Here is a 23,681-nt window from a genome sequence, read left to right as displayed (position 1 = left end):
GCCTGAGTGGCGGTCGGTCGGAGCGTTCGCGTGCACGGATCCTGATTCGTACACCGTACGTCGTACGCTGTACTCTCCACGTACGCTGTACGATTGTCAAGTCGTTCGAGCCGGAGGAGGCCCGTGGCAACCAGTGAGAACCGCCGAGTCGGGCCGGTCGCGGCCCTGAGCACGCACCGCGTGGTCGTCGAGGCGATCCGGCTCGCCGACCGAGAGGGCGTCGACGGGCTGAGCATGCGCCGGCTCGCGGGCGTGCTCGGTGCGGGCGCGATGTCGCTCTACCACTACGTGGCAAGCAAGGACGACCTGCTCGACGCCATGATCGACGTCGTGTTCGAGGAGATCGAGCTCCCGCCCGAGGAGACGGACTGGCAGTCCGCGATGCGACGGCGGGCGGTCTCCGCCCGGGAGGTGCTCGTACGCCACCCCTGGGCGATCGGGCTGATGGAGTCGCGGACCTCGCCGGGGCCGGCGAACCTCCGCCACCGCGAAGCGGTCACCGCCTGCCTGCGGCGAGCCGGATTCTCGGTCGTGATGGCCACGCACGCCAATTGGGTGCTCGACAGCTACGTGTACGGCTTCGCACTCCAGGAGGCCAGCGTGCCGTTCGACACCGCTGCCGAGCTCGCGGAGATGACCGAGGGCGTCTACCTCCCCCAGCTTCCCCCCGACGAGTTCCCCTACCTCAACGAGTCCGCGGCGGCCCTCGTCGCTGCCGGCTACGACCCGGCCGACGAGTTCGCCTTCGGCCTCGACCTCATCCTCGTCGCCCTCGAGCCGCTGAGGTCGCCCGCGTAGCGACGCTCGCGAACCGGCGCTCGGCGAACCGGGGACCTGAGACGAGCGGATGCCGCGCACCGTGCGGTACGCGGCATCCGCTCGTGGTCCCGAGACGCCGGGCGGCGCTACTTCTCCCAGACGAAGTGCCGCTCGGACTGCTCGGCCTCGTGGTCGGGACCGAGCGGGATGCCCGTGCGGTCGCGCAGCAAGAGGGTCGCGATGAAGGCGATCACCATGACGCCGGCGATGTAGAACGCGACCGAGGTCGCGGTGCCCGTCGACTGCACGAGCCACGCGGCGATCATCGGCGCGAAGGCGCCGCCGATGATCGCGCCGATCGCGTAGGTGATCGAGACGCCCGAGTAGCGGATCGAGGCGGGGAAGAGCTCGGTGAAGTACGCGGCCTGCTGGCCGTAGGTGAAGCCGTTGCCGATCGCGAAGAGCGAGACGCCGAGGAACAGCAGCCACGGGTTGCCGGTGTTCGTGAGGGGGAAGAGCAGGAACACGGTCGCGAGGAACGCGATCCAGCCGATGACGTACGTGTTCTTCCGGCCGATGCGGTCGGAGACGACGCCGGCCGAGAACGTCGTGATGAGCCAGACGATCGAGGCGCCCGCGACCGCGAGCAGCACGGGCGTGCGCTCCATGCCGACGAGCCCGCCGTCGGCGACGGGCATCGTGGCGTAGTTCTGCAGGTAGCCGCCCGTGGTCATGTAGCCGGCGGCGTTGTTGCCCGCGAAGGTGAGCGCGGCGAGCACGACGAGCAGCCAGTGCCGGCGGAACAGCGTGAGGATCGGGGTCTTCGCCCGCTCCTTCTTCGCGGCGAGCTCCTGGAACACGGGGCTCTCGTCGACCGCGCGGCGCACGATGATGCCGACGATGATGAGCACGAAGCTCAGCAGGAACGGGATGCGCCAGCCCCACTCGAGGAACGCGTCGCCGGGCGAGATGACGCCCGTCATGAGCGCGAGGACGCCCGAGGCGAGCAGCAGGCCGATCGGCACGCCGATCTGCGGGAACGCGCCGAAGCGGCCGCGCTTGCCGCCGGGTGCGTGCTCGACGGCCATGAGGACCGCGCCGCCCCACTCACCGCCGGTCGACAGGCCCTGGAGGACGCGGAGCAGGATGAGCAGCACGGGTGCGGCCATGCCGATCTGCTCGTACGTCGGGAGCACGCCGATGAGCGTCGTCGCGGCGCCCATGAGGATGAGCGTGATCACGAGCATCGCCTTGCGGCCGATCTTGTCGCCGAAGTGCCCGGCCAGGAACGCGCCGAGCGGGCGGAACAGGAAGCTGATGCCGACGGTCGCGAACGAGAGGATCGTCGCGAACTGCGGGCCGGCGGGCGCGAAGAACAGCGCGCCGAACACGAGGCCCGCCGCGCTCGCGTACAGGAAGAAGTCGTACCACTCGATGGTCGTGCCGATCACGGTGGCGAAGGCGACACGGCGCAGCTCGTGCGGCCGGGTCGCGGCGTGGAATTCGGTGTCGGGTGTCGCGGTCATGGCGGGATTCGACTCCTCTGTCGGTCCGCGGATGGGTGGATGCCGCCCCGACTGGCGGGGCAGGCTCGGAGACTATCGTATATGATTTCGGATACCAAATGTGATGTCGATATCGCGTAGCATCACCCGCAGGCCTCGACGACGGAGTGGAGACACATTGCTCGACCCAGCACGCATCACCGAGATCGCCGACGAACTGCTCGCCGCCGACCGCGACCGCACGACGGTTCCCCTCCTCATGGCCCGCAACCCCGAGATGACCGTCGAGGACGCCTACGCCGTGCAGCGGCTGTGGGCCGAGCGCGCGATCGAGGGCGGTCGCCGGCTCGTGGGCCGCAAGATCGGCCTCACGTCCAAGGTCATGCAGGTCGCGACGGGCATCACCGAGCCCGACTACGGCGTGATCCTCGACGACATGGTCTACGAGTCGGGGGCGGTCGTCGAATACGACCGCTTCTCCAACGTGCGCATCGAAGTCGAGCTCGCGTTCGTGCTCGCGAAGCCCCTCACGGGCCCCGGGACCACGATCTTCGACGTGCTCGACGCGACGGCCTACGTCGTGCCGGCACTCGAGATCCTCAACTCGCACATCGAGATGCAGGGGCGCACGATCGTCGACACCATCTCCGACAACGCGGCCATGGGCGCGATGGTCGTCGGCGGCACACCGGTCGAGGTCGACGCGGTCGACCTGCGCTGGGTGCCCGCGCTGCTCTACCGCAACGAGACCATCGAGGAGTCGGGCGTCGCGGGCGCCGTGCTCGGCCACCCGGCGATGGGCGTGGCCTGGCTCGCGAACAAGCTGGCCCAGCACGGGCAGGCGCTCGAGGCCGGCGAGATCATCCTCGCCGGCTCGTTCACGCGCCCGATGTGGGTCGAGCGCGGCGACACCGTCCATGCCGAGTACGGACCCCTGGGAGCGATCACGTGCCGATTCGCATGAACCTGCCCGACACCTTCGGCGCGCGGCTCGCCGCGGCCGACCGCCCGCTCGTCGGCCTCTGGGCCTGCTCGGGCAGCCCGATCATGGCCGAGATCGTCGCCGGGAGCGGCGTCGACTGGGTGCTCATCGACGCCGAGCACTCCCCCAACGGCCTCGAGTCGATCCTCGCGCAGCTCTACGCGGTCTCGGCCTACCCCGTCGCCCCGGTCGTGCGCGTGCCGATCGGCGACACCGTCGTCATCAAGCAGGTGCTCGACCTCGGCGCGCAGAACCTGCTCGTGCCCATGGTCGACTCGGCGGCGCACGCCGAGGAGCTCGTGCGCGCCATCCGCTACCCCGCCGGGGGCGTGCGCGGCGTGGGCGCGTCGCTCGCGCGCTCGTCGCGCTGGAACCGCGTACCCGGCTACCTGGCGAACGCGTCGTCGACCGTGAGCCTCACGGTGCAGATCGAGTCGGCCGCGGCCGTCGCCGCCGTCGACGAGATCGTCGCGGTCGACGGCGTCGACGCGATCTTCGTGGGCCCGGCCGACCTCGCCGCGTCGATGGGCCGGCTCGGCGAGCCGTCGCATCCCGAGGTCGTCGAGGCGGTGCGCACGGCGCTTCGCGCAGCGGCCGCGGCGGGCAAGCCCGCGGGCGTGAACGCGTTCGTGCCCGACGAGGCCGAGGCGTACCTGGCCGCGGGTGCCGCCTTCGTCGCGGTGGGGGCCGACGTGTCGATCGTGGCGCGCGCCTCCGAGGGACTCGCCGACCGGTTCGTCGCGGGCGCCACGGCGTCGGATGGCGCGCCCCGCACCTCGTACTGACGATCCCTTGCATCAGCCATCCGGATCGTATACGATTTCAGATACGAAGAGACGAGGACGCTCCATGGCCCACGACGGCATCGCCACCCCCGGCAAGATCATCGCCGTGCACCTGAACTACCCCTCGCGCGCCGCGCAGCGGGGCCGCACGCCGGCCGCGCCGAGCTACTTCTTCAAGCCCGCGAGCTCGCTCGCCGAGACCGGCGCCACGCTCGAGCGCCCCGCGGGCACCGAGCTGCTCGCGTTCGAGGGCGAGATCGCCCTCGTGATCGGCGAGCCCGGCCGCCGCATCGCCCCCGCCGATGCGTGGTCGCACGTCGCCGCCGTCACGGCCGCGAACGACTTCGGGCTGTACGACCTCCGCGCGGCCGACAAGGGCTCGAACGTCCGCTCCAAGGGCGGCGACGGCTTCACGCCGATCGGTCCCGTACTCATCCCCGCCGCCGAGCTCTCCCCCGACGCGCTGCGCGTGCGCACCTGGGTCAACGGCGCGCTCGTGCAGGACGACACGAGCGACACCCTGCTCTTCCCGTTCTCGCAGCTCATCGCCGACCTCTCGCAGCTCATGACGCTCGAGACCGGCGACGTGATCCTCACCGGCACGCCGGCGGGTTCCTCGGTCGTCGTGCCCGGTGACGTGGTCGAGGTCGAGGTCGACGCGCCGGATGCCCCGGGCTCGCCCTCGTCCGGACGTCTCGTGACGCGCATCACCGAGGGCGCCGAGCCCTTCGGCGACCACGGCACGAGGCCCGCCGTCGACGACCTGCAGCGCGTCGAGGCATGGGGCTCCGAGGAGGAACTCGCGGCGGCGGTCGCGGCCGGGCGCGCGACGGCGCCGTCGGAAGCTGCAGAGTCCGCGACATCCGACCCGGTCTTCGAGCTCAGCGACGACCTCCGAGCGCGGCTGGGCCGCGTCGGCGTGGCCACCCTGTCGGTCGCCCTCCGCAAGCGCGGCTACCACGACATCGTGATCGAGGGCGTGCAGGCCCTCCGCCCCGGCCAGCGGCTCATCGGCCGTGCGAAGACGCTCCGCTTCGTCCCCTTCCGCCCCGACCTCTTCGCGTCGCACGGCGGCGGGTTCAATGCGCAGAAGCGCGCGTTCGACACCGTCGAGCCCGGCGAGGTCCTCGTCGTCGAGGCGCGCGGCGAGCGCCGCACCGGCACGGTCGGCGACGTGCTCGCGCTGCGCGCGAAGGTGCGCGGCGCCGCGGGCGTCGTGACCGACGGCGGCGTGCGCGACGCCGACATGGTCGCCGAGATCGGCCTGCCCGTGTTCTCGCAGGGCCCGCACCCGGCCGTGCTCGGCCGCCGCCACGTGCCGTGGGAGACCGACGTCACGATCGCCTGCGGCGGCGCCGCCGTGCAGCCCGGCGACGTGATCGTGGGCGACGGCGACGGCGTGATCGTCATCCCGCCGGCGCTCGTCGCCGAGGTGCTCGCCGAGAGCGAGGCGCAGGAGCGCGAGGACGCCTGGATCGCCGAGCAGGTCGGCCGCGGCGAGTCGGTCGACGGCCTGTTCCCCTTGAACGCCGACTGGCGGGCACGGTACGAGCGAGAGGCAGGCGAGCGATGAGCGCCGAGAGCAAGTCCGAGCGCGCCTACCGCTTCCTCCGCGAGCGCATCGACGACGGCCGCTACGTCCCCGGGTACCGGCTCGTTCTCGCGCAGATCGCCGCCGAGCTCGACGTGTCGGTCGTGCCCGTGCGGGAGGCCATCCGCAGGCTCGAGGCCGAGGGGCTCGTGACCTTCGAGCGCAACGTCGGCGCGCAGGTCGCCCTCCAGAAGGAGGCCGAGTACCAGCACACGATGGAGACCCTCGCTCTCGTCGAGGGGTTCGCCACGAGCCTCTCGGCGCCGCGACTCACCGCCGATCACCTCGCCCGCGCGCGCGAGGTCAACGAGCGGATGCGTCGCACGCTCGACGACTTCGACCCGCACCGCTTCACCGAGCTCAACCTCGAGTTCCACGCCATCCTCTTCGAGGAATGCCCGAACCCGCACGTGCTCGATCTCGTGCACCGCGGCTGGAACCGCATGCGCGTGCTCCGCGACTCGTCGTTCAGCTTCGTCCCCGGACGTGCGCGCGACTCGGTCGCCGAGCACGCGCGCATCCTCGACCTCATCGAGCGGGGCGCCGCCCCCATCGAGATCGAGCTCGCCGCCCGCGAGCACCGCACGGCGACGCTCGACGCCGTGCTCGCGTACCAATCGACGCACAAGCCGCCGACGGATGCCACGGGCGCGCGCACCACGACCGAACCCGTTTCCGAGCCCGGCGACGCCGCCGCGGCATCCGCTTCGAACCAGGAGGCACAGATCGCATGACGCATTTCGTTCCCGAGGGCCTGCCCGACCGCATCCGCCACTACATCGACGGCGAGTTCGTCGACTCGATCGGCGGCGAGACCTTCGACGTGCTCGACCCCGTCAGCAACGAGACCTACGTGCAGGCCGCGGCGGGCCAGAAGGCCGACATCGACCGAGCGGTCGCGGCCGCCCGGCGCGCCTTCACCGAGGGGCCGTGGCCGCGCATGCTGCCGCGCGAGCGCTCCCGCGTGCTCCACCGCATCGCCGACCTCGTCGAGTCGCGCGACGCGCAGCTCGCCGAGCTCGAGTCGTTCGACTCGGGCCTGCCGATCACGCAGGCGCTCGGCCAGGCGCGGCGCGCCGCCGAGAACTTCCGGTTCTTCGCCGACCTGATCGTGGCGCAGGCCGACGACACCTACAAGGTGCCCGGCCGGCAGGTGAACTACGTCAACCGCAAGCCGATCGGCGTCGCCGGGCTCATCACGCCGTGGAACACGCCGTTCATGCTCGAGTCGTGGAAGCTCGGACCCGCTCTCGCGACCGGCAACACGGTCGTGCTGAAGCCCGCCGAGTTCACGCCGCTGTCGGCGTCGCTGTGGGCCGGCATCTTCGAGGAGGCGGGCCTGCCGAAGGGCGTCTTCAACCTCGTCAACGGCCTCGGCGAGGAGGCGGGCGACGCGCTGGTGAAGCATCCGGATGTCCCGCTCATCTCGTTCACCGGTGAGAGCCGCACCGGGCAGATCATCTTCGGCAACGCCGCCCCGTTCCTCAAGGGGCTCTCCATGGAGCTCGGCGGCAAGAGCCCCGCCGTGGTGTTCGCCGACGCCGACCTCGACGCGGCCGTCGACGCGACCATCTTCGGCGTGTTCTCGCTGAACGGCGAGCGCTGCACGGCCGGCAGCCGCATCCTCGTCGAGCGTGCGATCTACGACGAGTTCGTCGAGAAGTACGCCGCGCAGGCGAAGCGAGTGGTGGTCGGCGACCCGCACGACCCCAAGACCGAGGTCGGCGCGCTCGTGCACCCCGAGCACTACGAGAAGGTCATGAGCTACGTCGAGATCGGCAAGACCGAGGGCCGCCTCGTCGCCGGCGGCGGTCGCCCCGACGGCTTCCCCACCGGCAACTACGTCGCACCGACGGTCTTCGCCGACGTCCCGAAGGACGCCCGGATCTTCCAGGAGGAGATCTTCGGCCCGGTCGTCGCCATCACGCCGTTCGACTCCGACGAGGAGGCGCTCGAGCTCGCCAACGGCGTGAAGTACGGCCTCGCGGCCTACATCTGGACGAACGACCTCAAGCGCGCCCACAACTTCTCGCAGGCCGTCGAGGCGGGCATGGTGTGGCTCAACTCCAACAACGTCCGCGACCTGCGCACGCCCTTCGGCGGCGTGAAGGCCTCGGGCCTCGGCCACGAGGGCGGCTACCGCTCGATCGACTTCTACACCGACCAGCAGGCCGTGCACATCACCCTCGGGGCCGTGCACAACCCGACGTTCGGCAAGCAGGAGCACCACGACGAGACCGACCTCGACGACCCGGACCCGCGCTGAGGCGCCATCCCATCGACTCACCACAGGCAAGGACGCTGACATGACCAACCGCGACGACAAGACGCTGACCTCCTCGGGCTTCTACGTGAGCCAGGAGGCGCCCATCCACACCGACGACCCCATCCCGACCCCGTCGGCGCCGGCCCCCGACATCCTGCGCTGCGCCTACATGGAGCTCGTGGTGACCGACCTCGCACGCTCGCGCGCGTTCTACGTCGACGTGCTCGGCCTGACCGTGACCGAGGAGGACGAGGAGACCGTCTACCTCCGCTCGCTCGAGGAGTTCATCCACCACAACCTCGTGCTGCGCAAGGGCCCCGTCGCCGCGGTGGCCGCGTTCAGCTACCGCGTGCGCACTCCCGAGGACCTCGACACGGCCGTCGCGTTCTACACCGAGCTCGGCTGCCGCGTCGAGCGTCGCGCCGAGGGCTTCACGAAGGGCATCGGCGACTCGGTGCGCGTCGAGGACCCGCTGGGCTTCCCGTACGAGTTCTTCCACGACGTCGAGCACGTCGAGCGCCTCGCGTGGCGCTACGACCTGTACACGCCGGGCGCGCTCGTGCGGCTCGACCACTTCAACCAGGTCACCCCGGATGTCCCGCGCGCCACGAAGTTCATGCAGGACCTCGGCTTCCGGGTGACCGAGGACATCCAGGACGAGGAGGGCACGGTGTACGCCGCGTGGATGCGCCGCAAGCCCACCGTGCACGACACCGCCATGACCGGTGGCGACGGCCCCCGCATGCACCACGTCGCGTTCTCGACCCACGAGAAGCACAACATCCTCGCCATCTGCGACAAGCTCGGCGCGCTCCGCCAGAGCGACCGCATCGAGCGCGGCCCCGGACGTCACGGAGTCTCGAACGCGTTCTACCTCTACCTGCGCGACCCCGACGGCCACCGCGTCGAGATCTACACGCAGGACTACTACACCGGCGACCCCGACAACCCCGTGGTCACCTGGGACGTGCACGACAACCAGCGCCGCGACTGGTGGGGCAACCCGGTCGTGCCCTCGTGGTACACCGAGGCCTCGCTGGTGCTCGACCTCGACGGGAACCCCAAGGAGGTCGTCGCGCGCACCGACGCGAGCGAGATGGCCGTGACAATCGGCGCCGACGGCTTCTCGTACACGCGCCAGGGCGAGGGCGAGGAATCGATGCCGGAGTGGAAGCAGGGCGAGTACAAGCTCGGCCACCAGCTCTGACCCCCGCTCGGGAGGCGTCATCGACGCCTCCCGAGCCGCGGCGGGCCGCTACAGTCTGAGCATGCCGACCGAACGAACCCCGCTCCTCGACGGGATGGTGCGAGTCCTCGAACTCGACCGCTTCCGCGACGAGCGGGGTTCGCTCGTTCCACTCACGTTCGACGACCTCGGGTTCCGGGTGGTCCGCACCTTCGTGGTCGACGCGCCGCGCGGCGCCGTCCGCGGCGGTCACGCGCACCGGCGCGTGCGGCAGGTGCTCTTCCGCGCGAGCGGCACGATCGAGCTCGAGCTCCGCCGCGACGGGCAGCTCGCCCGGCTGACCCTCGACGAGGAGCATCCCGCCGTGCTGATCGAAGCGGGCGTGTGGGCGCAGCAGACCTATCTCGACGACGGTGCGGCGCTCATCGTGTTCGCCGACGGCCGGTACGAGGCCGACGAGTACGCGCACGAGGCGCCCGGCGGGCCGGAGACCGCGCGGTGAGGCGGGTTCGCGCAGCCGTCCTCGGTGCGGGCATCATGGGCAGCTCGGTGGCGATCCACCTCGCGCGCCGCGGCGTCGAGGTGACGATCATCGATCGGGAGCCCGCACCCATGGCGGCCGCCAGCCGGTGGAACGAGGGCAAGATCCACCTCGGGTACATCTACGGCGCCGACCCCACGCTCGCCACGGCGCAGCACCTGCTGACCGGCGGCCTGCAGTTCGCCGAGCGGCTGCGCGAGCTCGTCGAGGAGGACCTCGACGGCCACGCGACGACCGAGGACGACATCTACCTGGTGCACCGCGACTCCGTCGTGGGTCCCGACCTGCTCCGGGCGCGGTTCGAGGCAGTGAGCGGGCTCGTCCGCGAGCATCCGGATGCCGCGCGCTACCTGGTCGACGTCTCCGACGCCCGCGCGACCGCCATCCCGCCGTCCGAGCTGGCCGAGCTCACCGGCCCCGAGATCGTGGCCGGGTACCGCGTGCCCGAGCGCTCCGTCGAGACGCGGTGGGTGGCGGATCGGCTCACCGCCGTACTCGCGTCGCAGGCCGGCGTCACGCAACGACTCGGCACGACCGTCGTCGGCGTGGAGCGACGGGGCGACGCGGTCGACGCCTGGCGCGTGAACACCGCCGACGGCGCGCACGAGGACGTCGACGTCGTGGTGAACGCCCTGTGGAGCGGACGGTTGCCGATCGACGTGACCGCCGGACTCACGCCGCAGCGGCCGTGGACCCACCGCTACCGGCTGTGCCTGTTCGTTCGCACGCGCACCGTGCAGGAGATGCCGAGCGCGCTCGTGGCCGTCGGCCCGTTCGGCGACGTGAAGAACTACAACGGCCGCGACTTCTACCTCTCCTGGTACCCGGTGGGCCTCGTGGCCCAGTCGGACGGGCTGGAACTCGCGACGCCGCCTACGCCCACCGGTGCCGGCGCGGAGGCGTTCGCGGCCCGCGTGCGGGCGGCGCTCGAGCCGATCATGCCCGGCGTGGGTGCGGTGCTCGACGACGCCGAATCGGTCGTGGTGCACGGCGGCTTCGTCTTCGCGCGCGGCGCGGGGGCGCTCGACGACCCCCGCTCCGGGCTGCACCGCCGCGACCGCTACGGCGTCGAGCGGCTCGGCACGTACTTCTCGGTCGACACGGGCAAGTACTCCACCGCGCCGTGGCTGGCGCGCGAGCTCGCCGAGGAGATCGCCGGCCCCGCGGGACGGGCCCGATGACCCGCGCCTGGACGCCCCTCGTCACCGCGCTGGTGCCCACGTACAACGGCGCGGCGTTCATCACGCGCACGCTCGACAGCCTCGCCGCACAGACCTGGCCGAACCTGGAGATCCTGATCGGCGACGACCGCTCGACCGACGACACGCTCGAGGTCGTGCGTCGCTTCGCCGAGCGCCACCCGAACACGCGCATCCTCGAGCGCGAGTCGAACCTCGGATGGCTCGGCAACTCGAACGACCTCATGGCGAACGCGCGGGGCGAGCTGCTGTTCTTCGCCTTCCACGACGACGTGGTGGCACCGACGTACGTCGAGGCCCTCGTGGCCGCGCTGCGCGACCGGCCGGGCGCCGTCCTCGCCTTCAGCGACATGGAGCTGCACGAGCTCGACGGCACGGTGACGCGTCATGCGTTCGACGAGCTCGACGGGCTCGAGTCCGCGATGGCCCGCGGCCGGGTGATGGTGCACCGCCCGGGAGACTGGTGGGTCCCCAATCGCGGGCTCTTCCGCGCCTCGGGGTTCGCCGAGCTCGGCGGGATCCACCCCAATGAGCGCGGCGAGTACTCCGCCGACTGGACCTGGCTGCTCGGACTCGCCCTGATCGGCGAGTTCGTTCGGGTGCCCGAGGTCCTGTGCACGAAGCACTACATGTCGGGCAGCCTCTCGAAGCGCTGGCCGCACGACGCCGACCAGCGCGTCGCGCTCCAGCGTGCCGGCATCGCCGAGATCCGGCGGAGCGCCCGCCTCGGCACGGTGCAGAAGGCCCTGCTCGCGGGGCACCTGCGGCGGCGCGTGCTCGGTCGCCGGCTCCCGCCCGGCATCAAGCGGACATTCCGACGCCTCGGCCTCTGACGCATCGGGCGGAGGAGGGTATCGCATCCCGAGCCCTCGTGGAATGCCTAGACAATCTAACTACGTTGTGGTCTTGTAGTCCTGTGATCGCGGACAAGGGAACGACCGCACAGCGGGCGATCACGGCCGGGGGGAAGGCCCCGGGGGGTCGGGGCCCCCCGGGTCTCCACAGCGCCGTCGGCTACAGTGACAGCAATGGACAGCACGGACGGCGTGATCGGCATCGCCGGAGGCCGCGAACTCATCGACTTCGAGCGGTTGCTCGAGCGCATGAGCGCGCGCTACCCCGCGATCCCGCGGGCCGAGATCCATGCGGCCGCGATGATCGAGCACGATGCCATCACGGGCGGCGTACTCTACGCCGTCCCCGCCGAGCTCGAGCAGGGCCTCATCGAGGCGCTCGAGGGGCACGACGGGTCCGACGAGGTCCCCACTCCCGCTGCCTGACTCGGCCCCGGTCGGCCGCCGACGCGCAAGCCGAACGGGATCACCAAGGAGATCCCGCCATCCCCCATGGAGACACCGCGTGGTGCGGTGCATCGCCGACAGAAAGGCACTTCCGTGAACACCCTGCTCATCATCGTCGCCATCATCGCCGTCATCCTGCTGTTCACCGGCGGCTTCGTGCAGTCCCTGAACTTCCTGCTCTGGGTCGGCATCATCCTGCTCGTGCTGGCGGTGATCATCTGGCTCGTGCGGATGCTCACCGGCAACCGCACGCCCTGACCCATCCCCGCACGGGCCGTCGCGACGACGCGGCGGCCCGTCGGCATGTCCGGGTGCGGATGGCGCGCCCGGCGGCCGGGCTAGGACGCCGCGTGCGGAACCCGGGCGCCTGCGGCAGCGTGACCGTGCGCGTCGGCACCGGCGTCGGCCAGTGCGACCGCGTCGATCATGCCCGCGAGGAAGCGAGCCACCGTCCGCAGCTCGTCGGGATCGAGCGAGTCGGCGAGGTCGATCATCGCGCGGTGCATGCGGCCGAGCGTCTGCCGCACCTCGTCATCGCTGTCGGTCGTGCTGACCACGACGAGCGAGCGCCGGTCGGTCGGATGCGGCCGGCGGGCGAGGTGCCCGCTGCGCTCGAGCCGGTCGATGAGCACTGTGGTCGAGGCCGTCGAGATGCCGAGCCTGCGCGCGAGCAGGCCCGGCGTCAGCAGCTCGCCCTCCCGCTCGGCCTTGAGCACGTAGCGGAGGGCGAGCAGGTCGGTCTCGCCCATCCCCATGGAATCGCGCGTGCGACGCCGCATCTCCTGGTCGGCCGCGCGGTACCTGCGGAGCAGGTTGAGCACGTCCACGCTGCCGATGCGCGTGGCATCGGCGTGATACCAATAGCCGCTCGATTCGAAGCCGTTGGAACTGGACACCCTGACACCATAGTTCGACCCGCGACCGCCTCGGGAACCCTGCTCGCCGCGTCGGGCACCTCGCGCCGGATCGCCGCCGCGCCCGCTCAGGCCAGGAAGTCGATCGCCGCGTCCTTGAACGCGCGCGCCGTGAGGGTCGAGATGTGGTCGCGCCCCGGGATGGTGACGAGGTCGCTGCCCCAGTCGAGCGCGAGCTGCTGCACGCCGCGCGGCACCGGATCCTCCTCGCCGGCGACGAACAGCACCGGGATCGCGCCCGGGATCGCGAGGGGCGCACCCTGCACGCCCTCGATGCAGGCCAGCAGCGCCTCGCGGTCGGCGCCCGCCCGGAGCGCCGGTGAGAGCACCTCGGTGATCAGCGGGTTGCGCGGCGGCACGTCGTCGATGAGGTAGGCCCGAGCCTCGTCGAGGCTCCATGTGGCGAAGAGCTCGGAGGGCCCGGCTCCGCCGACGACGACCCGGCGCACCCGATCGGGCGCGAGCTCGCACAGCGCCGACACGACGCGGTTGCCCATCGAGTAGCCGATGACGTCGACGACGCGCGCGCCCGCGGAGTCGAGCACGGCGACGAGGTCGGCGCCCAGCCGGTCGGGGGCGTAGGCATCGCCCGTGGTCGGCTTGTCGCTCTCGCCGTGACCACGGAGGTCGAGCGTGATCACCGCGCGGCCGGCATCCTGCAGCGCACGGACCCAGCCGGTCCCCTCCCAGGTCACCGCCGCGGTCGAGGCGAACCCGTGGACGAGGAGCACGGGCGGCGCGCCGTCCCCCGTCGCGAGGTCGCCGTGCAGGCGGTAGGCGATGAGCGTGCCGTCGCCCGCCTCGGCGTGGAGGACGGGGGCCGCGGCCGGGCTCGGGATCACGCGCGATCCCCCGCCGTGCCGGCCTCGCCGTCTCCGTCCTCGGGCGCGCCGGCCCCGGCGGTCGGCAGCGCCCCGGACTCCACGATCGCGGCCCCCGCGTGCCCGAGCTCGGCGAGCGCCGCCTCGGACGACTCGGGAGCGACACCGGCGACGAGGTCGCGCAGCACGCGCACGTGCTGCCCGTGCTCGAGCGCGTCGAGCGCGCTCGCCCGGACGCAGTAGTCGGTGGCGATGCCGACCACGTCGACATCGGTGATCCCGTGCTGCGTGAGCACCTCGCCGATCGACGCGCCCGCGTCATCCGTGCCCTCGAAGATCGAGTACGCGGGAACGCCCTGGCCCTTGCGGATGTGCACGTCGACGCGCGACGTGTCGAGCGCGGGGTGGTACTCGGCGCCCGGCGTACCGGCCATGCAGTGCTTCGGCCAGGTCGTGACGAAGTCGGGGGCGGCATCCGTGGCGAAATGCCCGCCGTTGTCGTCGTCGGCGTGGTGCCAGTCGCGCGAGGCGACCACGAGGTCGTAGGCCTCGCCGTGCTCGGCGAGGTACTCCGTGATGCCCGCGGCGACCGCGGCACCGCCCTCGACGCCGAGCGCACCGCCCTCGGTGAAGTCGTTCTGCACGTCGATGATGAACAGGGTCCGACTCATGATCGGCTCCTTCGCTCCTCGGGTCCCGGCGGATGCGACCGCCGTCGACTCCATTCTGGCGCGAAACCGGATGCCTCGGGGCGGGCCCTCCGGGCCGATGGGTCAGCCGTCGGCGAGTTCGTCCCCGCAGCGCCAGAACCCGGTCGCGAGCGTGTCGATCGCCTGCTTCGCCGCATCGGTGACGTCGCCGAGCGCGTAGATCGCGAAGGTCAGCGTCGTGCCGTCCTGGGCGTGGATGATGCCCGCGAGCGTGTAGCCGGTCGTGATCCATCCCGTCTTGGCGAGCACCGCGCCATCCGCTGCCGCATTGTCGCCCGCGAAGCGGTCGGCGTACGAGAGGGAGCCCTTCTGGCCCGCGACCGGGAGGCCGTCGAGGATGACGCCGAGGGCGCCGTCCCGCGCCTCGACCTTCGCGAAGAGCCGCGTGAGGTAGGCGGGCGGCACCGCGTTATCGGGCGAGAGGCCCGAACCGTCGACGACGCGGATGCCGCCGCGCGCGATGCCGTAGGTCGCGAGCGCCTGGCGGACGGCCGGGTCGATCGCGGCGAACGTGTTCCCCGTGCCGGACTCGATCGCGACCTGCCGCGCGAGCATCTCGGCCGCGGTGTTGTCGGAGACGATGAGAGACTTCTCGACGAGCTGCGCGACCGTCGGTGACCAGACGCGGCCGAGCTCGGCGGCGCCGCCGGGAGCCGTGCCGAGCTCGATCGACGCGATGCCGCCGAGTTCGGCGGCGAACGCCTCGCCGGCCCGGGCGACCGGGTCGGTGCTGCGCGCCGACGTGTTCGCGTACGGGTCCTCGCGGTCGCCGTCGACCATCAGGGCGGTGATGTTCGGCATGTAGCCGAGCTCGCGCTCGGCCGGATCCCAGCTCGCGTGCCAGGTCTCGCCGCCGAACAGGGAGGCGTCGAGCACGAGCTTCGTGAGCGGTGGGTTGGCGGGGTCGGCGTCCCATGCCGCGCGGACCTGCCGGGCGAGGTCCTCGAGGTGCGCGGCGCCGGGGTAGACGGTCTCGCTGCCGCTCGGCGTGCGCGAGAGCGTGACGTCGCCGCCGCCGACGAGGACCACGGAGCCGGGCTCGTCGCCCGTCACGACCGTGGTCACGAAGCGGTGATCGGGCGCGAAGACCGCGAGGGCCGCCGCCGAGGTGAGCACCTTCATGACGCTCGCGGTGCGCGACGCGGTCAGGCCGCCGCGGTCGAACAGCACCTCGCCGGTCGCCGCGTTCATGACCTGCGCCTGCAGGTTCGCCAGGCGCGGGTCGGCAGCGAGGTCGGCGACGGAGCACGTGCGCACGCGCGCCGGCGGCTCGGTGGTCGCGGGCGCGGCCTCGGGCGTGGGGGTCGGGGTGGGCGTCGGCGTGGCCGTCGGGGTGGGCAGGGGCGCGGGTGCCGCCGACGGCGGTCCGCTCAGCGCGGTGCCGAGCGCGACCGCTCCCCCGCCGGCGAGCGCGACCGCGACGAGCGCGGCGGCGGCCGCGAGCGTGCGGTGGCGGGCGATCAGGCCACGGATGCCGCGTGGCCGTCTGCCCTCGCCCTGGTCGCGGTCGGGCGGGGTCGGCGAGCCGGCGCCGTCGCCGTCGCCGTCCGCCGGTGCGGCGGGGGTCGGCGTGCCCGGGCCGGGCGCGCCATCCGTCTCGTCGTCCACCCGCGGCATTGTACGGACCCGGGCCGGACGGGAGCCGGGAGCCGACCGCCGGCCACCGACCGCCGACCGCCGGCCGCTCAGCCGACGGCCGGGTGCGCGCCGGGACCGGCGGCGCGCCCGCAGACGTCGACGATGACCGAGCCGACGACCTCGACGAGCGTACGCAGCGAGGCCGCCGACACCCACTCCTCGTCGGCGTGGGCGCCGCCGCCCACCGGGCCCACGAGCACCACCGGGATGCCCGCGTCGGCGATGAGCCCCGCGTCGGTCCACCACGGGTCGCCGCGGCGCACGGCGGGCGAACCCGTGGCGCGTTCGACCGCGGCGAGCACCGCCCGGGCGATGCGCGCGTCGGGATCGGCCTCCATCGCGGCTCGCGCGACGAGCGGCACGATGCGCGCGGGTCGCGACGCCGCGAGCACGCGAGCCAGCTCGGCACCCGGGTCCTCCTCGCCCGGCAGCGTGCGCCGCTCGACGATGAGCGTGCACCGGTCGGCGACGGTCGCGGCGTCCGTGCCGCCCTCGACCGTGGCGACGCGCACCCCTCCGGCGCCGAGCAGCGGGTGGCGCGGGCGCGCAGCGAGCTCAACGGCGAGGCCTCGCAGCGCGATCATGCCCTCGAGGGCCCGGTCGATCGCGTCGATGCCCAGTTCGGGTTGCGAGCCGTGCGCCGCGAGCCCCTCGTACTCGACGCGGAACCACGCGAATCCGCGGTGGGCGAGCGTGACCTCGAGGTCGGTGGGCTCGAGCACGATCGCGGCGTCGGGCCGCGCCGCGCGCGCAGTCTGCGGCTCGGCGTCGATCGCGGCCAGCAGCTCCTCCATGCCGACCGAGCCGAACTCCTCGTCGGCGGCGAACGCGAGCACGACATCGCCCGCCAGGCCCGGCGGGGCGAATGCGGCCGCGACCATCGCCGCGGCCAGACCGCCCGCCATGTCGTAGGCGCCGCGTCCGACGAGGCGGTCCTCGTCGGCGCCCCCTTCGCCCACCGCGGCCGCGCCGTCCGCCGCCGATCCGGCCCCGGTTCCCGGCCCGCCGACCGTGTCGAGGTGCCCGGCGAGCAGCAGGGCCGCGCCGTCGCCACGACCTCCGCGGCGCGCCAGCACGCTCGGCCGCGCGGGATCGGCGCCCATGAGCTGCACCTGGAAGCCGCGCTCGTCGAGCCACGCCGCGACGAATATCGCCAGCTCGCGCTCACCCGCACCGCCGGGCACGAGCGACGGGTTGGTGGCGTCGATCGCGATCAGCCGGCGCGCGAGCGTCACGACCTCGTCGGCCGAGGTGGCGCCGGGCGCGGCCGTGCCGATCACTCCTCGCCGGGGTAGCGCAGGCCGATCTCCGCGCGGATCCGGTCGAGCGTGCCCATGATCGCGACGGACTCCTCGGTGGAGAGCACGTCGCCGCCGTCGAGGCGACCCTCGGCCACGAGACGCTCGAGCGCCGCGGCCTGGAAGTGCATGCCCCGGCCGACCACGTCGGAGCGGAACTCCTCGAGGACCGTGCCATCCGGTTGCACGACCCGGAACGAGGTCGGGGTGTACCAGACCGGGTCGATCTCGATGCGCGCCTCGGTCCCGAGGACCACGGCGCGGTTCGGCCCCGCCGCGTCGCTCGACGAGAACGTCGACGCGATACGCCCGTCGTCGTAGCCGAACTGCACCGAGATCTCGACGTCGGCGCCGGTGGACCGGAACACCGCCGTGGACTGGATCGTCGACGGCGCCCCGAACAGGTCCCACGCGAACGAGACCGGGTAGATGCCGAGGTCGAGGAGGGCGCCTCCGCCGAGCTCGAGCGCGTTGAGGCGGTGGGTCGGGTCGTCGGGCAGCTTCTGCGTGTGGTCGGCGATGAGCGAGCGCACCTCGCCCAGCACGCCCGACGCCGCGATCTCGCGCACGCGCTCCATGTGCGGCAGGTACCGCGTCCACATCGCCTCGAGCGCGAGCACGCCGCGATCGCGAGCGGCGTCGGCCACGCGCCTGGCCTCGGCCTCGTTGAGCGTGAAGGGCTTCTCGATCAGCACGTGCTTGCCGGCCTCGATCGCGAGGAGGGCGTTCGCCGCGTGCCACGGATGCGGCGTGGCGACGTACACGGCGTCGATCCCGGGGTCGGCGACGAGCTCCTCGTAGCTGCCGTAGGCGGTCGGGACGTCGAAGTCGCTCACGAACGCCTCGGCGGACTCGAGCGAGCGCGAGCCCGCGGCACGCACGTCGAATCCGTTGAGCGTGAGGTCGTTGGTGAAGAGGCGCGCGATGCCGCCCGTGGCGAGGATGCCCCAGCGAAGTCCGTCGGTCATGGGCGCCAGCCTATCGGCGCGGCCGACGGCGAAACGGAGTCGACATTCCAGATGACACCCGTACTGGGATGTGTGGATCCCTCGGCTTCTCGCTACGGTTCGCACATGTCGGCACGTTCGATCCGAAGGAGCCGAATCATCGGCTCGACCGTCGCGGCCCTCGTCGCCCTCGTCGGCGTCGTCGGCGCCGCCGCTCCCGTCGCCGCGGAGCCTCCCGCGCCCGTCGCGCGGTACGTCGCGCTCGGCGACTCGTACGCCGCGGGGCAGGGCGCCGCGGCCCCCCTCGACGCGTGCCTGCGGAGCAGCGCCGCCTACCCGGTGCTGCTCGACGCCGAGCCGCGGACCAACCTGCTCCGGTTCGCCGCGTGCAGCGGCGCGGACATCGCGGACGTCGCCGCCACCCAGCTCTCCCAGGTCAACCGCGGCACGACCCTCGTGACGCTCACCGTCGGCGGCAACGACCTCGACGTCGGTGCCGTCTTCGCGGTCTGCGCGCCCGATCCGGACTCGCTCGCGTGTGCGACGGCCGTGATCGAGGCGCAGCAGCTCCTGGCCTCCGGCACCATCGGAGACGACCTCGCGTCGCTCCTGCTCGCGATCGCCGATCGCGCACCGCGGGCCCACATCGTCGTGACCGACTATCCGGTCCCGTTCGTGAACGGGCTGAGCACGCTGACCGACACGGTCAACGCCGCGACCGCCTCACTCGACGCGCAGATCCAGGCGGCCGCGGCGGCCGCGGGCGCGGCCGGTGCCGACGTGGAGTACCGGAGCCTCGCGCTCGCGTACCTCGGTCACCAGGTGGGCGATGCCGACCCGTGGCTCGGCGCCGACCAGGACGACCCGCTCACGTTCCTGCACCCGACCGCAGTGGGCCAGGGCGTGTACCGGGACGCCATCCTCACCGCACTCGCGAACTGACGAAGGAGGACGAGATGCGCGCCACCGTCGCCGCCATCCACCGCGACACCCCGGCCGAGCGACCACGTCGCCGCGGGGTGCTGCTCGCCGCCGCACTCCTCGCCGCGCTCGCCGTCGCGCTCGGTGCCGCCGTCGCCGCTCCGGCCGCCCCCGCATCGGCCGCCGTGTCCGCGGCGAAGCCCGACAAGCCGACGAAGCCCGGCGGTGGCGGCGGAGGGTCCTCCGAGCTCGCGTTCGCCGCCGTCGGCGACTCCTTCGCGGCCGGCGTGGGAGCCGGAAGCTACCTCGACACCTCCTGCTATCGGAGCTCGAAGAGCTACCCGAAGCTGATCGACGCCGACGCGAACCGCAAGCTCGTCTCGTTCCCCGCCTGCTCCGGCGCGTCGACGGTCGAGACGCTCGCCCAGGTCGCCACGATCTCGACCACCGCGAAGCTCGTGACGGTGACCGTGGGCGGCAACGATGTCGGCTTCTCCGACGTGATGCGCGACTGCTTCGTCCTGGTCTCGAACTCGTGCCAGTCGCGGATCGACGCGGGCGCGGCCATCGCGACGTCGCAGGACTTCCGCGACGACGTGGCCGCCGTCATCGCCGCGATTCGGAACCGGACCGAACCCGACGCGAAGATCGTGGTGACGGGGTATCCGCTGCTCTTCCACGAGAACTCCTCCGGGGTCAACCCGAAGTACACCTGGGCCGACGAGGTCAACGACGAGACGGCCGTGCTAAACGGCGTCATCCAGTCCGTCGCCGAGTCGAACGGCGCGGTCTTCGTCGACGTCATGGACGACTTCGCGGGGCACGGCATCGGGAGCACCACCCCGTGGATCAACGACTGGAGCTGGCTCAACACGGTCGCCGGCTTCCACCCGAACGCGACGGGCTACGTCGCGTACGCGAACGCGATCCGCGCCGTTCCCGTGCCCTGAGCACGTTCGCGGAGGAGAATCAGGGCATGGACCTGAGCCCGTTCGGCGTGCGCGCCTCGGCCGGGACCCTTCGCGGGCCCGGCGACGTCCGTCTGCAGCACACCTGGACCGAGGAGGGCGTCGTCGCCGGTCCGGCGACGAACGGCGCACAGGTGCTGCACCTGTCCGTGGCGCTCTGCGTGCTCAACGACACCTACCGCGAGGCGCGACGCCTCGGGATACCGATCGACGGCATCGCCGTCGAGGTCGACGGCGGCTTCGACGACGGGTGGCGCTCGACGGGCATCGAGTACGCGGTGACCCTCGACTCGACGGCGCCCGCCGACGACCTCGCCCGGGTCTCGGCAGCGGTCGACGACGCGGCCGAGATCCCGCGCGCCATCCGCGCGGGGGCGCGCGTCGCCCGGCGGGAATGACGAAAGGCCCGGACGGATCCGGGCCCTTCGAGTGGAGCCGCCTGTGGGAATCGAACCCACGACCTATTCATTACGAGTGAATCGCTCTGCCGACTGAGCTAAGGCGGCGTGACCGCATTCCGGTCGAGACCGGACGGGCACGAGAGACCATGTTAGCGGGTTTTCGGGGCGCTCATGACCACCCGTGGAACCCGCGACGCCGCGTCAGCACATCGGGTCGGCGTCGGGCACCGTTCCATCGATCAGGTAGGCCTCGACGGTGTCGTCGACGCACGCGTTCGACTTGCGGTAGGCGGTGTGCCCCTCGCCCTCGTAGGTGACGAGCACGCCGCTCTCGAGCTGGTCGGCGAGCGCCACCGCCCAGTCGTAGGGCGTCGCCGGGTCGCCGGTGGTGCCGACCACGAGGATCGGATTCGCGCCCTCGGCCGTGATCGGCGCACGCTCGCGGTCGCTCGAGTACGGCCATGCCTCGCACCCGATGTCGCCGTAGCCGAAGTACGGGCCGATGATCGGCGCCGCCCTGGCGAGCTCGGCGGCCTGCTCGCGCATCGTCGCGACGTCGGCGTCGTACGTGTAGTCGAGGCAGTTGACGGCGCGGAACGCCTCGGTGGAGTTGTCGCGGTAGGTGCCATCGGCCTCGCGCCCGTTGTAGCCGTCGGCGAAGGCCAGCGCGGTGTCGGCCTCGCCGAACATGACCGACTGGAACATGTCGCTGAGGTACGACCAGGACTCGGGGCTGTAGAGCGGGTAGATGATGGCGGTCACCAGCGCGTCGGCGCCGAGCTCGCGGCCGTCGCTGCCCTGCAGCGGGCTCGCCTCGACCGAGGCGAGCAGCCGCGCCACCTCATCGGCCGCGTCGTCGACGGAGCCCGAGAACGGGCAGTCCTGGCCGGCGAGGCAGTCGGCCAGATACGCGCGCAGCGACTGCTCGAAGCCGATCGCCTGCGCCTGCGTCACCTCGGCGTTGCTCGCAGCCGGGTCGATGGCGCCGTCGAGCACGAGACGGCCCACCTTCTCGGGGTACAGGCCGGCGTACGTCGCGCCGAGGAACGTGCCGTACGAGTAGCCGAGGTAGTTCAGCTGCTCGTCGCCCAGGATGGCGCGCAGCAGGTCGAGGTCGCGGGCGGCGCTGACCGTGTCGACGTTCGCGAGCAGCTCGCCGGTGCGCTCGGCGCACGCGGCGCCGAAGTCCTCGTTCGCGGCGCGCACGTCGTCGATCCAGGCGTCGCTCCCGCGTTCGGCGGGCACGATGCCGTACAGGAACTCGTCCATCTGCTCGGCGTCGTAGCACCGCACCGCGCTGGACCGGCCGACGCCGCGCGGGTCGAAGCCCACGATGTCGAACCGCTGCTGCAGCTCGGGCCCGACCGCGTAGTCGATCGAGTCGGCGATGAAGTCGTAGCCGGAACCGCCCGGGCCGCCGGGGTTGACCAGCAGCGAACCGATCCGGTCGCCCCGCGCGGGCTGGCGCACGAGTGCGAGCTCGATCTCGCCCGCCTCGGGCGCGTCCCAGTCGAGGGGCGCGGTCGCGGTGGCGCACTGCATTTGGCCGCAGGCCTCCCATTCGAGCACCTGCGAGTAGAACGGCTCGAGCTCGGCCGCGACCTTCTCGCCGGTCGGCTCGGAGCGGTCGGCGGCGGGCGGGTCGATGAACGACGGCAGCGCGCAGCCGCTCGTCACGAGCACGGTGGCCGCGGCCAGTGCCGCGAGCAGGCGACGTGCGCGCCTCACGAGCGCACCTGCCCTGCGGTCTGCGGTCGGCGGATCGCCGAGACGAGCATGGCCTCGAGCGCGAGGGCGGGCTGGACGTTGCCGTCGATGCGGATACGGGCCTCCTGGATGGCGTCGAGCGTCGCGAGGGTGCGCGCGGGCGTGGCCGCCGCCGCGGCGCGCGCGATGTCGCTCGAGATCTCGAGGTTGACGAGCTCGACTCCCGCGCCGAGCTGGGTGACGAGGATGTCGCGGAAGAGCGACGCGAGGTCGACGAGGATGCGGTCGATGCCGTCGCGCAGGCTCCGGGTCGCGCGCCGCTTCTGGTCCTCCTCGAGCGCCCGGATCTGCGAGCGCAGCGCGGCCGGGACGGCCTGGCCGGGTGCCACGCCGAGCGACCGCAGCGCGTGCTCGCGTTCCTCGGCATCGCGCAGCTCGGTGATGGCCTTCGCGTCGTCGCCGGCGATCTCGAGCAGGCGCGCGGCCGCGGCGACCGCGCCGGGCGTCGAGCGCACGCCGAGCGCGAGCCGGAGCGTCTCGGCGCGACGGTCGCGGGCCTCGGCACTGGTCGCGAGTCGATGCGCCATGCCGATGTGGCTCTGCGCCTCGCGCGCGGCCCGCTCCGCGATCGCGGGGTCGACGCCGTCGCGCCGGGCGAGGAGCCCGGCCACCTCGGCGATGCCGGGCACCTGCAGGCGGACCGAGCGGACGCGCGAGCGGATCGTGGGGATGAGGTCGGCCTCGCTCGGTGCGCACAGGATCCACACCGTGCGCTCCGGCGGCTCCTCGAGCTCCTTCAGCAGCACGTTCGAGGTCTGCTCGGTCATGCGGTCGGCGTCCTCCACCACGATGACGCGATGGCGGCCGACCGAGGGCGCGTAGTGCGATCGCTCCACGATCTTGCGCACGTCGGCGACCTTGATGATGACGCCCTCGGTGGCGAGCACGTGCAGGTCGGGATGGCTGCGAGCGACGACCTGCGCGTGCGTCGCGACGTCGCCGTCGGGCTCGCCCGAGAGCAGCGCCTCGGCGAACGCGTACGCGAGGTTGGAGCGCCCCGACCCGGGCGGACCCGTGATGAGCCACGAGTGCGTCATGTCGGAGGACACCCAACCGGCCGTCGACGCGGCGGCCGCGGCGCGCAGCACGGCGATCGCGGCATCCTGGCCGGTCAGGTCGCTCCAGACGGTCACGATGCCACGCTACCGTCGGCCGACGACGTCGGCGCCCGCATGCGGGGT

24 protein-coding genes and 1 tRNA gene are annotated in these 23,681 nt (G+C 72.4%); 15 read left to right on the top strand and 10 right to left on the bottom strand.

What is annotated here, in order from left to right; genetic code table 11:
* Nucleotides 1-123: 123 nt before the first annotated feature.
* A complete protein-coding gene (locus JOD46_RS07595; protein ID WP_307834955.1) occupies nucleotides 124-798 on the top strand; it encodes a TetR/AcrR family transcriptional regulator in 675 nt (224 codons plus the stop codon).
* A gap of 107 nt (nucleotides 799-905) precedes the next feature.
* Here JOD46_RS07595 and JOD46_RS07590 read toward each other — a convergent pair whose 3' ends face one another.
* Nucleotides 906-2,285 carry an MFS transporter gene (locus JOD46_RS07590; RefSeq protein WP_204393027.1) on the bottom strand — a complete coding sequence of 460 codons (1,380 nt, stop codon included), beginning with the start codon at nucleotides 2,283-2,285 and terminating at the stop codon, nucleotides 906-908.
* A 157-nt stretch (nucleotides 2,286-2,442) separates the two neighbouring features.
* On the opposite strand from JOD46_RS07590, the gene hpaH reads away from it, so the two are divergent.
* The 11 genes from hpaH to JOD46_RS07535 all read left to right on the top strand — a co-directional run bounded on the left by hpaH (nucleotide 2,443) and on the right by JOD46_RS07535 (nucleotide 12,373).
* Nucleotides 2,443-3,228 carry a 2-oxo-hept-4-ene-1,7-dioate hydratase gene (gene hpaH / locus JOD46_RS07585; protein WP_204393025.1) on the top strand — a complete coding sequence of 262 codons (786 nt, stop codon included), beginning with the start codon at nucleotides 2,443-2,445 and terminating at the stop codon, nucleotides 3,226-3,228.
* On the top strand, nucleotides 3,213-4,031 hold the full coding sequence (locus JOD46_RS07580) for an HpcH/HpaI aldolase family protein (RefSeq protein WP_307834954.1): 819 nt from the start codon (nucleotides 3,213-3,215) through the stop codon (nucleotides 4,029-4,031). Before hpaH ends, JOD46_RS07580 begins: the two co-directional genes overlap by 16 nt.
* A 64-nt stretch (nucleotides 4,032-4,095) precedes the next feature.
* Nucleotides 4,096-5,604, top strand: a complete 1,509-nt coding sequence (locus JOD46_RS07575; RefSeq protein ID WP_204393023.1) for a fumarylacetoacetate hydrolase family protein — start codon at nucleotides 4,096-4,098, stop codon at nucleotides 5,602-5,604.
* Nucleotides 5,601-6,356, top strand: a complete 756-nt coding sequence (locus tag JOD46_RS07570) for a GntR family transcriptional regulator (protein WP_204393021.1) — start codon at nucleotides 5,601-5,603, stop codon at nucleotides 6,354-6,356. Before JOD46_RS07575 ends, JOD46_RS07570 begins: the two co-directional genes overlap by 4 nt.
* On the top strand, nucleotides 6,353-7,888 hold the full coding sequence (gene hpaE / locus JOD46_RS07565) for a 5-carboxymethyl-2-hydroxymuconate semialdehyde dehydrogenase (protein ID WP_204393019.1): 1,536 nt from the start codon (nucleotides 6,353-6,355) through the stop codon (nucleotides 7,886-7,888). Before JOD46_RS07570 ends, hpaE begins: the two co-directional genes overlap by 4 nt.
* Before the next feature lie 40 nt (nucleotides 7,889-7,928).
* The gene (gene hpaD / locus JOD46_RS07560) at nucleotides 7,929-9,095 is read left to right on the top strand and encodes a 3,4-dihydroxyphenylacetate 2,3-dioxygenase (protein ID WP_204393017.1); all 1,167 of its coding nucleotides are present in this window, start codon (nucleotides 7,929-7,931) and stop codon (nucleotides 9,093-9,095) included.
* Nucleotides 9,096-9,156: 61 nt separating this feature from the next.
* Nucleotides 9,157-9,576, top strand: a complete 420-nt coding sequence (locus JOD46_RS07555) for a sugar 3,4-ketoisomerase (protein WP_204393015.1) — start codon at nucleotides 9,157-9,159, stop codon at nucleotides 9,574-9,576.
* The gene (locus tag JOD46_RS07550; RefSeq protein WP_307834953.1) at nucleotides 9,459-10,796 is read left to right on the top strand and encodes an NAD(P)/FAD-dependent oxidoreductase; all 1,338 of its coding nucleotides are present in this window, start codon (nucleotides 9,459-9,461) and stop codon (nucleotides 10,794-10,796) included. Before JOD46_RS07555 ends, JOD46_RS07550 begins: the two co-directional genes overlap by 118 nt.
* Nucleotides 10,793-11,647, top strand: a complete 855-nt coding sequence (locus tag JOD46_RS07545) for a glycosyltransferase family 2 protein (RefSeq protein WP_204393011.1) — start codon at nucleotides 10,793-10,795, stop codon at nucleotides 11,645-11,647. Before JOD46_RS07550 ends, JOD46_RS07545 begins: the two co-directional genes overlap by 4 nt.
* A 195-nt stretch (nucleotides 11,648-11,842) precedes the next feature.
* Nucleotides 11,843-12,094, top strand: a complete 252-nt coding sequence (locus JOD46_RS07540) for a hypothetical protein (protein ID WP_204393009.1) — start codon at nucleotides 11,843-11,845, stop codon at nucleotides 12,092-12,094.
* A gap of 114 nt (nucleotides 12,095-12,208) precedes the next feature.
* Nucleotides 12,209-12,373: a hypothetical protein gene (locus tag JOD46_RS07535; RefSeq protein WP_166670938.1), complete on the top strand. Its 165-nt coding sequence runs from the start codon at nucleotides 12,209-12,211 to the stop codon at nucleotides 12,371-12,373.
* A gap of 80 nt (nucleotides 12,374-12,453) precedes the next feature.
* On the opposite strand, the gene JOD46_RS07530 is transcribed toward JOD46_RS07535, so the two are convergent.
* The 6 genes from JOD46_RS07530 to JOD46_RS07505 form a co-directional block, all read right to left on the bottom strand.
* Complete coding sequence (locus JOD46_RS07530) at nucleotides 12,454-13,011, bottom strand: MarR family winged helix-turn-helix transcriptional regulator (protein WP_307834952.1); 558 nt, start codon at nucleotides 13,009-13,011, stop codon at nucleotides 12,454-12,456.
* Nucleotides 13,012-13,097: 86 nt separating this feature from the next.
* Nucleotides 13,098-13,871: an alpha/beta fold hydrolase gene (locus JOD46_RS07525; RefSeq protein ID WP_204393007.1), complete on the bottom strand. Its 774-nt coding sequence runs from the start codon at nucleotides 13,869-13,871 to the stop codon at nucleotides 13,098-13,100.
* Nucleotides 13,868-14,521, bottom strand: coding sequence for an isochorismatase family protein (locus JOD46_RS07520; protein ID WP_204393005.1), 654 nt, complete (start codon nucleotides 14,519-14,521; stop codon nucleotides 13,868-13,870). Before JOD46_RS07520 ends, JOD46_RS07525 begins: the two co-directional genes overlap by 4 nt.
* Nucleotides 14,522-14,623: 102 nt before the next feature.
* The gene (locus JOD46_RS07515) at nucleotides 14,624-16,168 is read right to left on the bottom strand and encodes a D-alanyl-D-alanine carboxypeptidase/D-alanyl-D-alanine-endopeptidase (RefSeq protein WP_307834951.1); all 1,545 of its coding nucleotides are present in this window, start codon (nucleotides 16,166-16,168) and stop codon (nucleotides 14,624-14,626) included.
* A 77-nt stretch (nucleotides 16,169-16,245) separates the two neighbouring features.
* Nucleotides 16,246-17,478, bottom strand: a complete 1,233-nt coding sequence (locus JOD46_RS07510; protein ID WP_307834950.1) for a M20/M25/M40 family metallo-hydrolase — start codon at nucleotides 17,476-17,478, stop codon at nucleotides 16,246-16,248.
* Nucleotides 17,475-18,464 (bottom strand): Gfo/Idh/MocA family protein, encoded by a 990-nt coding sequence (locus JOD46_RS07505; protein ID WP_204393001.1) that lies wholly within the window; start codon nucleotides 18,462-18,464, stop codon nucleotides 17,475-17,477. The genes JOD46_RS07510 and JOD46_RS07505 overlap by 4 nt, the downstream gene beginning before the upstream one ends.
* Before the next feature lie 105 nt (nucleotides 18,465-18,569).
* Here JOD46_RS07505 and JOD46_RS07500 point away from each other — a divergent pair, with 105 nt between their 5' ends.
* From JOD46_RS07500 to JOD46_RS07490, 3 genes are read left to right on the top strand one after another with little or no spacing between them, the layout of a single operon-like run.
* Nucleotides 18,570-19,385 (top strand): SGNH/GDSL hydrolase family protein, encoded by an 816-nt coding sequence (locus tag JOD46_RS07500; RefSeq protein ID WP_204392999.1) that lies wholly within the window; start codon nucleotides 18,570-18,572, stop codon nucleotides 19,383-19,385.
* A 14-nt stretch (nucleotides 19,386-19,399) separates the two neighbouring features.
* The gene (locus tag JOD46_RS07495) at nucleotides 19,400-20,314 is read left to right on the top strand and encodes an SGNH/GDSL hydrolase family protein (protein ID WP_204392997.1); all 915 of its coding nucleotides are present in this window, start codon (nucleotides 19,400-19,402) and stop codon (nucleotides 20,312-20,314) included.
* A 26-nt stretch (nucleotides 20,315-20,340) separates the two neighbouring features.
* Nucleotides 20,341-20,730, top strand: a complete 390-nt coding sequence (locus JOD46_RS07490; protein WP_204392995.1) for an OsmC family protein — start codon at nucleotides 20,341-20,343, stop codon at nucleotides 20,728-20,730.
* Between the two features lie 32 nt (nucleotides 20,731-20,762).
* Here JOD46_RS07490 and JOD46_RS07485 read toward each other — a convergent pair.
* The 3 genes from JOD46_RS07485 to JOD46_RS07475 all read right to left on the bottom strand — a co-directional run bounded on the left by JOD46_RS07485 (nucleotide 20,763) and on the right by JOD46_RS07475 (nucleotide 23,633).
* A tRNA-Thr gene (locus JOD46_RS07485) sits at nucleotides 20,763-20,838 on the bottom strand.
* Between the two features lie 96 nt (nucleotides 20,839-20,934).
* Entirely contained in the window at nucleotides 20,935-22,461 is a 1,527-nt protein-coding gene (locus JOD46_RS07480) for an alpha/beta hydrolase (RefSeq protein WP_307834949.1), read from the bottom strand.
* Nucleotides 22,458-23,633 carry a DNA polymerase III subunit delta' gene (locus JOD46_RS07475; RefSeq protein WP_204392993.1) on the bottom strand — a complete coding sequence of 392 codons (1,176 nt, stop codon included), beginning with the start codon at nucleotides 23,631-23,633 and terminating at the stop codon, nucleotides 22,458-22,460. The genes JOD46_RS07480 and JOD46_RS07475 overlap by 4 nt, the downstream gene beginning before the upstream one ends.
* Nucleotides 23,634-23,681 lie beyond the last annotated feature (48 nt).

Source organism: Agromyces aurantiacus (genome assembly GCF_016907355.1).
Classification (GTDB): Bacteria; Actinomycetota; Actinomycetes; order Actinomycetales; family Microbacteriaceae; genus Agromyces; species Agromyces aurantiacus.
This window is presented reverse-complemented; position numbering and strand designations above follow the sequence as displayed.

What these genes read in the sequence shown, in the direction of transcription:
- JOD46_RS07590 (WP_204393027.1), bottom strand. Translation starts at nt 2,285, where the DNA reads ATGACCGCGACACCCGACACCGAATTCCACGCCGCGACCCGGCCGCAC.
- JOD46_RS07575 (WP_204393023.1), top strand. Translation starts at nt 4,096, where the DNA reads ATGGCCCACGACGGCATCGCCACCCCCGGCAAGATCATCGCCGTGCAC.
- JOD46_RS07570 (WP_204393021.1), top strand. Translation starts at nt 5,601, where the DNA reads ATGAGCGCCGAGAGCAAGTCCGAGCGCGCCTACCGCTTCCTCCGCGAG.
- hpaE (WP_204393019.1), top strand. Translation starts at nt 6,353, where the DNA reads ATGACGCATTTCGTTCCCGAGGGCCTGCCCGACCGCATCCGCCACTAC.
- hpaD (WP_204393017.1), top strand. Translation starts at nt 7,929, where the DNA reads ATGACCAACCGCGACGACAAGACGCTGACCTCCTCGGGCTTCTACGTG.
- JOD46_RS07555 (WP_204393015.1), top strand. Translation starts at nt 9,157, where the DNA reads ATGCCGACCGAACGAACCCCGCTCCTCGACGGGATGGTGCGAGTCCTC.
- JOD46_RS07545 (WP_204393011.1), top strand. Translation starts at nt 10,793, where the DNA reads ATGACCCGCGCCTGGACGCCCCTCGTCACCGCGCTGGTGCCCACGTAC.
- JOD46_RS07540 (WP_204393009.1), top strand. Translation starts at nt 11,843, where the DNA reads ATGGACAGCACGGACGGCGTGATCGGCATCGCCGGAGGCCGCGAACTC.
- JOD46_RS07520 (WP_204393005.1), bottom strand. Translation starts at nt 14,521, where the DNA reads ATGAGTCGGACCCTGTTCATCATCGACGTGCAGAACGACTTCACCGAG.
- JOD46_RS07505 (WP_204393001.1), bottom strand. Translation starts at nt 18,464, where the DNA reads ATGACCGACGGACTTCGCTGGGGCATCCTCGCCACGGGCGGCATCGCG.
- JOD46_RS07500 (WP_204392999.1), top strand. Translation starts at nt 18,570, where the DNA reads ATGTCGGCACGTTCGATCCGAAGGAGCCGAATCATCGGCTCGACCGTC.
- JOD46_RS07495 (WP_204392997.1), top strand. Translation starts at nt 19,400, where the DNA reads ATGCGCGCCACCGTCGCCGCCATCCACCGCGACACCCCGGCCGAGCGA.
- JOD46_RS07490 (WP_204392995.1), top strand. Translation starts at nt 20,341, where the DNA reads ATGGACCTGAGCCCGTTCGGCGTGCGCGCCTCGGCCGGGACCCTTCGC.